We start from the raw sequence: 6,753 nt of genomic DNA on the forward strand, positions 1-6,753 counted from the left end.
TTCTTGTCCAGCTTTGGCTCAGTCTCGGCACCGGATTTCTGGCATTCATCGCCGGGCTGCAGACGGTCGACAAGACGTTGTATGAAGCGGGAGCTGTCGATGGCGTTAGAAATCGTTGGCAGGAGTTGTGGTATATTACGCTGCCTTCCATGAAGCCGATGCTCATGTTTGGGGCCGTTATCCAGCTTACCGCATCGCTCGCGGTGGCGGACGTTTCGATTTACATTGCCGGTTTTCCGAGCGTCAACTATGCAGCCGAAACGATCGTCACGCACTTGATAGACTTCGGTACGATCCGCTTCGAGATGGGCTATGCGTCCGCCATCGCAACCGTCCTGTTCATTCTGATGGTTGGAACGAATCTAATCGTGCAACGACTGCTGCGGAAGGTGGGGAACTAAATATGAAACTTGCGATCCCGCTGCGCAAAGAACGCATCAATCGCTCCTTCCTGGGAAACCTCTCCCTGTTTGTCTTTCTGGCGATTGTCGGCGTCTTTATGGCCCTGCCGCTCGTCTACGCGATTAACGCGGCGTTTAAACCGCTCGACGAGATTTTCCTGTTTCCGCCGACGCTGTTCGTCCGGCATCCGACCCTCGATAACTTCGCCGATTTGCTGACGCTCTTGGGCCAGTCGTGGGTGCCGTTTTCCCGCTATATTTTCAATACCGTGTTCATAACCCTGATGGGCGTTTTCGGCCATGTTATTTTGGCCTCGGCGGCGGCGTATCCGCTCGCGAAGCATCAATTTCCGGGCAAAAATATTTTGTTTACTACTGTCGTGCTCGCGCTCATGTTTTCGCCGCAGGTGACGTCGATTCCGAACTATATGATGATGTCGTGGCTCGGATTTATTGATACGTACTGGGCCGTTATTGTCCCGGCATTCGCGTATCCGCTCGGGCTTTATCTTATGAAACAGTTTATGGAGCAAATTCCGGATGCGTTGCTCGAGTCGGCCAAAATGGACGGGGCGAGCGAATATCGGATCTTCTGGCGTATCGTCATGCCGAACGTCAAACCGGCGTGGCTCACGCTGATCATCTTGCTGTTTCAGCTTTTATGGGGAACCGACGGCAACGGCTTTATTTACAGCGAGCAGCTGAAAACGCTTCATTATGCCTCAAATCAGATCATATTTGGCGGCGTGGCACGCGCTGGCGTCGGCTCGGCAATTGCCCTCATTCTGATGAGTGTGCCGATTGTGCTGTTCATTTTCTCGCAAAGCCGCATCATCGAAACCATGGCAACTTCCGGCATGAAAGATTAGAGGGGGTGACAGCGTGAACAGATCAAAAGCACTTGTGTTGTCACTGATCGTATTCCTGTTCGCGGCATCGGCCGAGGCGCCGGTTGCCAGGGCGGCTGCGCCATACGAAGCATACACGTATGATTTTTATGAAGACGCTGTGCCATTGCCCGCTCCTTTTCTGCCGGACCGGGCCATCGCCGGAAGCGATCTTGGCGTCGGAGAATTCAACCAGCCGAACGATATATTCGTGACGGATGACGGCATGATCTATATCCTGGACAGCGGAAATGCGCGCGTGATCGTGTTGAACAGCGACTGGAGCGTCGTTCGCGTTATCCGCACATTCGCCGCCAACAACGGCAAAGAGGACGGCTTTGCCAACCCCGTTGGCTTGTTCGTTTCCGCCGATAAGGAAATCTACATTGCGGATACCGATCATCACCGCGTCGTCGTATTGTCGGATGATGGCAAACTGGTCAAAATTGTGGAAAATCCTCAATCGGATATTTTGCCTAAGGACTTTGATTTTTCGCCGCTTAAAGTGGCGGCTGACCAAGCGGGCAGACTTTATGTCGTGGCAAGAGGCGTCTATGAAGGGATCATGCAGTTTGCTGAAAAGGACGGCTTCATGGGCTATGTCGGTACGATCAAAGTTTCTCCAAGCCCGTGGGATCGGCTTTGGCGAGCGCTTTCCACGAAAGCGCAGAAACAGCAAATGCAGTTGTTTGTGCCAACTGAATTTGCCAGCATCGATATCGACAGCAAAGGGTTCGTTTATGCAACCACTCTCGACATCAATTCAGATGAAACAATCAAGCGCCTGAATCCTACCGGCGAAGACGTTATCAAACGTTTCGGTTACTATCCGAACAAAGGCGACATTCGTTACCGGAGGCTCGGCAACAATTCCGGCCCGTCGCGGCTCGTCGACATCAAGGTGCTGGACGGCGGCATGTATGTCGCGCTTGATTCGCTTCGTGCGCGCCTGTTCACATACAACGACGAAGGGGAATTGCTATACGCCTTCGGCGGAAGAGGCACGCAAATCGGCGTGTTCAATACTCCGGTTGCGGTGGAGCGGCTTGGCGACAGCTTGGCGGTGTTGGACCGGGGCAAAAACAACATCGTTGTATTTAAGCCGACGAAATTCGGCAGCCTTGTCAATCGGGCAACTGCGGAGCACTTTGCCGGAAACGATGCGCAAGCGGTTGTGCTGTGGAAAGAAGTGCTCAAACTGAACACCAACTACGACATGGCCTATCTCGGGATCGGCAAATCGCTTTTAATGGAGAAGCATAACGAAGAAGCGATGCAATATTTCAAGCTCGGCATGGAACGGAAGTATTACTCTACAGCTTTCAAGCGGTACCGCAGAGAAGTCATGCAGAAATATTTCGGCCCATTCATGACCGGTCTCATTTTGCTTATTGCCGGTTTTGCCGCCTTTCGGATTGTAAGAAAAGTCCAAATGAGGAGGACGCGGAGTCATGAAGCACGATTTGATTAAATTTCCGCTTCACATTATCGTGCACCCGTTCGACGGATTTTGGGATTTAAAATATGAAGGCAAAGGGAAAGCCAGGGTAGCGCTTTTAATTGTGCTCCTAATGGTCCTGACTGTGATCGTGCAAAAGCAATATGCGGGGTTTCTTGTTAACTTCGTCGATCCCCGCGCGTTGAACAGCATGGACGATTTGGTGTATACCGTCATTGCGTTTTTGTTGTTTTGCATAGCCAACTGGTCTGTTACGACGCTCATGGAAGGCGAAGGCAAATTCAAGGAAATCGTGATGGCGACCGGTTATGCGCTGCTGCCGCTTGTGCTCATCAATTTGCCGATGACGTTTTTAAGCCGCATCATGACGCAAGAAGAAACGCCGTTTTACTATTTGATGAATTTTCTGGCCGCAATCTGGTTTATTTTCCTGCTGTTCGTCGGCAACATGACCGTACATCAATACACCGCGGCGAAAACGGTTTTTACGCTTATGCTCACGGTCATCGCGATGGGCTTCATCGTATTCCTCTGGTCGCTTGCGTTCAGCCTCGGGATGCAAATCTATTGGTTCATTTATGATGTGTATCGTGAACTTGTATTCCGCACTTAAAGGAGGCCGCGCCTGATGAAAAAGCGCTGGAAAATCTATACGGTGTCGGCCTGTGTCGCGATGATCGGGCTCGTTTCGCTTATCTTTGGTCCGATTCTGCGCGGGGCGCCTGCCGTAGATGTCGCCAAGTACGTTCAAGCAGCCGGCCAGACGGCGCCTGCAACCGAACTGAAGTTTCTCTCCGACAACGGCAACGTCGTTTCCGGTATGAAGCTTACGGCGCAGACAGACGGATTGTCGCTTTATTTCAACGAAGAAACGGCCGAGATTGCCGTTCTAGTCCGCAAAAGCGGCAAAATATGGCGCAGCAATCCGGAAAACCGGGACAAGGATGCGATCGCTTCATCTTTTGAGAAAGAACGGCTCGCTTCACAATTTACGCTAAGCTTCCGGGACGCAATCGGCACGCTTACGACGTTCACGAGTTTTGCGGATAGCGTGAAGCGCAAACAGTTCAAGTCGGAAAAAATTGCGGGCGGCGTTCGGGTCACGTATACGCTTGGCGATATGTCGGTAGGCATTGAGGCGCTGCCAAAGCGAATCAGCAAACAGCGAATGCAGGAAAAGGTGCTGAGCAAACTCGACGAAGCGACGGCGAAATATGTAAGCAACCGTTACTTTCCGCTGGATTCGAACCCGGACGTGTTGGAGCGGCTTGACACGGCTGTTTCCCGGGCGCTTGTGCTTGGCCGCATGCTGGACGCCTTCGCCAGGGCCGGATATACGAAAGAGGATCTGGCTTTCGACAACAAGGAAAACGGAATCGCCGGGGCGGCCGCCGAAGACCGCCCGAACTTTACCGTTCCGGTGGATTATCGGCTGGAAGGCGATTCGCTTGTCGTTTATGTGCCGGTCGGACAAATTCAGGAAAGTAAAGGTTATCGTATCCTCACGCTGGAACTGCTTGATTTCTTTGGGGCGGCCGGAGCCGGGGAACAGGGCTATATGCTTGTGCCGGACGGATCGGGCAGCCTGATTCGCTTGAATAATGGAAAATTCAAGGAAGAAGTATATGTGCAACGTATTTATGGCGACGACGAGAACGATAATGGCTGGCGTCGCGGCCAGATTGCCGAGCCCGCCAGACTGCCGGTATTCGGTCTGAAAGCGGGAGACGATGCCTGGTTTGCCGTGATCGAGAAGGGTGAAGGGATCGCCAGCGTGAACGCCGATGTAAACGGAAGGCAAAATTCGTACAATTACGCCTACGCCAGTTTTGCCATTCGCGGCGAGGATACACTTGAACTGTACAAGGGCGACAAGGTGGATGAAATCCAGCTGCTTACCGAATCCCGTTACGAAGGGGATCTGCAAATTCGCTACAATTTCCTGACAGGCAGTGACGCGAGCTATTCCGGCATGGCCCGATTGTATCGTAATAAGCTGGTCAAAGATGGTGTGCTGAAACCGCGCAAAGCGAAAAAAAATCTGCCGTTTTACGTCGATATACTGGGCGCGGTGGAGAAGCGCAAAACGTTTCTCGGCGTGCCGTACAAGGGACTCGTGCCGATGACGACCTTCGCCGAGGCCGGTGAAATCGCCGACAAGCTCAAATCAAGCGGCGTATCCAATTTACAGATGCGCTATCTGGGTTGGTTTAACGGGGGATTGAACCACAAAATTCCGGAGCGTGTGTCGGTGGAAGGAAAACTTGGCGGCAAATCCGGCTTGCGGCAATTGGCCAGCCATATTCAGGCTCAGGGCGGCAGGCTTTACCCCGACGTTGCCTTTCAGCACGTGTTTTTCGGCGACTGGAATTTTAAACCCGCTTCCGACGCCGCACGCTTCGTCACGCGGGAACAAGCCATACGCTACCCATATAACCGCGCCTTAAACAGCATGGATTCCGATCTTGGGCATTATTATTTGCTGTCGCCGGCGAAACTGCCGTATTTTGTCGAGCGATTCATCTCCGGTTACAACCGCTACGGACTGGATTCGATCGCGCTGCGGGACCTGGGCGACCTGCTGCATGCGGATTATCGGGTAAACCGCGTCGTATTCCGCGACACCGCCAAAAATATTGTCACGCAACAATTAGGCAAGCTGAAAATCGCCTATCCGAACGTGATGGTTGCCGGCGGCAATGCCTATGCGCTGCGCTACGCCGATCAGTTGATCAATATTCCGACAACTTCCAGCGGCTTCAATGTCACGGATGGGGAAGTGCCGTTTTACGAGATGGTTTTGCACGGTTATCTCGATTATGCCGGTTCGCCGATGAATCTGGATGACGAGCAGGATTTGACGTTCCATCTGCTCCGTTCTGTCGAGTATGGGGCGGCGCCGCATTTTCTGTGGTCGTACCAATCATCTTCCGAACTGAAATTTACGCCATACAACACGCTGTTTTCAACCGATTACCGAGATTGGCTCGAGCAGGCGGCGGATTTATACGGAAAACTTAACAGGGCGCTTGGCGGCCTGCAATCGGTCCCGATCGCCGAGCATATCCGGGTTAAACCCGATGTTGCCAAAGTGCGTTACGAAAACGGGACATCCTTGTACATTAACTACACCGACAAGCCTGTTACCGTGGACGGAGTAACGATTGAAGCGAAAAATTTCGCGGTGGGCGGTGACACAAAATGAACAAAAGAAGATTGACATTAACGCATAAACGGGCGCTTCTGGGATACATGTACATCCTGCCGTGGCTGCTCGGCTTCCTGTTTCTGTTCGCAGCCCCGCTTCTGCAATCGCTGCAATTCAGCTTAAGCGAATTGAATGTTGCTCCGGGTGGATTTTCCTTGCGTTATATCGGTCTGAAAAACTACAGCGACGCCTTGTACGTCGATCCGAACTTCAACCGCATTCTGACCGAGTCCGTGGCGGAGATGTTGTGGAACGTGCCGATGATTTTGTTTTTCAGCCTGTTTGCCGCAACGCTGTTGAACTCCCGGTTCAGAGGAAGGCCGGTTGCCCGCGCGATCTTTTTCCTTCCGGTCATTCTGGCCTCGGGCGCCGTCGCTTCCGCGCAAGCTTCCGGTTTGATTCAACTGACGGGAAGCTCCGAAATCGCCAAGGAACTTGGGCAACAGCAGCAAAACGGCATCGACGTGTTCGCGCTTGTTGAGATGCTTTCGCAAACCGGCATGCCCGAATGGTTCAGCAATTATATTGTGGATGCCGTAGAGCGGATTTACGAGATCATCCGCAGTTCCGGCGTGCAAATACTGATCTTTCTGGCGGCGCTGCAGTCCGTTCCGGCGACGATGTACGAAGTGGCGAAAATGGAAGGCGCCACGGCTTACGAAATATTCTGGAAGATCACATTTCCGATGGTGAGTCCGCTTATCCTGACGAATGTCATCTATACGATTATCGATTCGTTCACGAACAGCACGCTGACGAGAACCATCTATCTGACGGCGTTTCAGGCGCAAAATTTCG

Annotated in this window: 6 protein-coding genes; all 6 read left to right on the forward strand. The window is 52.5% G+C overall.

The features are described 5' to 3' along the window. On the forward strand, positions 1 to 401 hold a 401-nt coding region (locus VF260_06840), incomplete at its 5' end, for a sugar ABC transporter permease (GenBank protein HEX7056898.1). Positions 402 to 403: 2 nt separating this feature from the next. Next, positions 404 to 1,270, forward strand: a complete 867-nt coding sequence (locus VF260_06845; GenBank protein ID HEX7056899.1) for a carbohydrate ABC transporter permease — start codon at positions 404 to 406, stop codon at positions 1,268 to 1,270. A gap of 13 nt (positions 1,271 to 1,283) precedes the next feature. Next, a complete protein-coding gene (locus VF260_06850) occupies positions 1,284 to 2,759 on the forward strand; it encodes an NHL repeat-containing protein (protein HEX7056900.1) in 1,476 nt (491 codons plus the stop codon). Then, positions 2,740 to 3,360 (forward strand): Yip1 family protein, encoded by a 621-nt coding sequence (locus VF260_06855; GenBank protein HEX7056901.1) that lies wholly within the window; start codon positions 2,740 to 2,742, stop codon positions 3,358 to 3,360. Before VF260_06850 ends, VF260_06855 begins: the two co-directional genes overlap by 20 nt. Before the next feature lie 15 nt (positions 3,361 to 3,375). Then, a complete protein-coding gene (locus VF260_06860) occupies positions 3,376 to 5,952 on the forward strand; it encodes a DUF5696 domain-containing protein (GenBank protein ID HEX7056902.1) in 2,577 nt (858 codons plus the stop codon). Continuing rightward, the coding region (locus tag VF260_06865) for a sugar ABC transporter permease (protein HEX7056903.1) at positions 5,949 to 6,753 on the forward strand (805 nt) is incomplete at its 3' end. The genes VF260_06860 and VF260_06865, both read left to right, overlap by 4 nt.

Source organism: Bacilli bacterium (assembly GCA_036381315.1).
Taxonomy (GTDB): Bacteria; Bacillota; Bacilli; order Paenibacillales; family KCTC-25726; genus DASVDB01.

What these genes read in the sequence shown, in the direction of transcription:
- VF260_06855 (HEX7056901.1), top strand. Translation starts at nt 2,740, where the DNA reads ATGAAGCACGATTTGATTAAATTTCCGCTTCACATTATCGTGCACCCG.
- VF260_06860 (HEX7056902.1), top strand. Translation starts at nt 3,376, where the DNA reads ATGAAAAAGCGCTGGAAAATCTATACGGTGTCGGCCTGTGTCGCGATG.
- VF260_06845 (HEX7056899.1), top strand. Translation starts at nt 404, where the DNA reads ATGAAACTTGCGATCCCGCTGCGCAAAGAACGCATCAATCGCTCCTTC.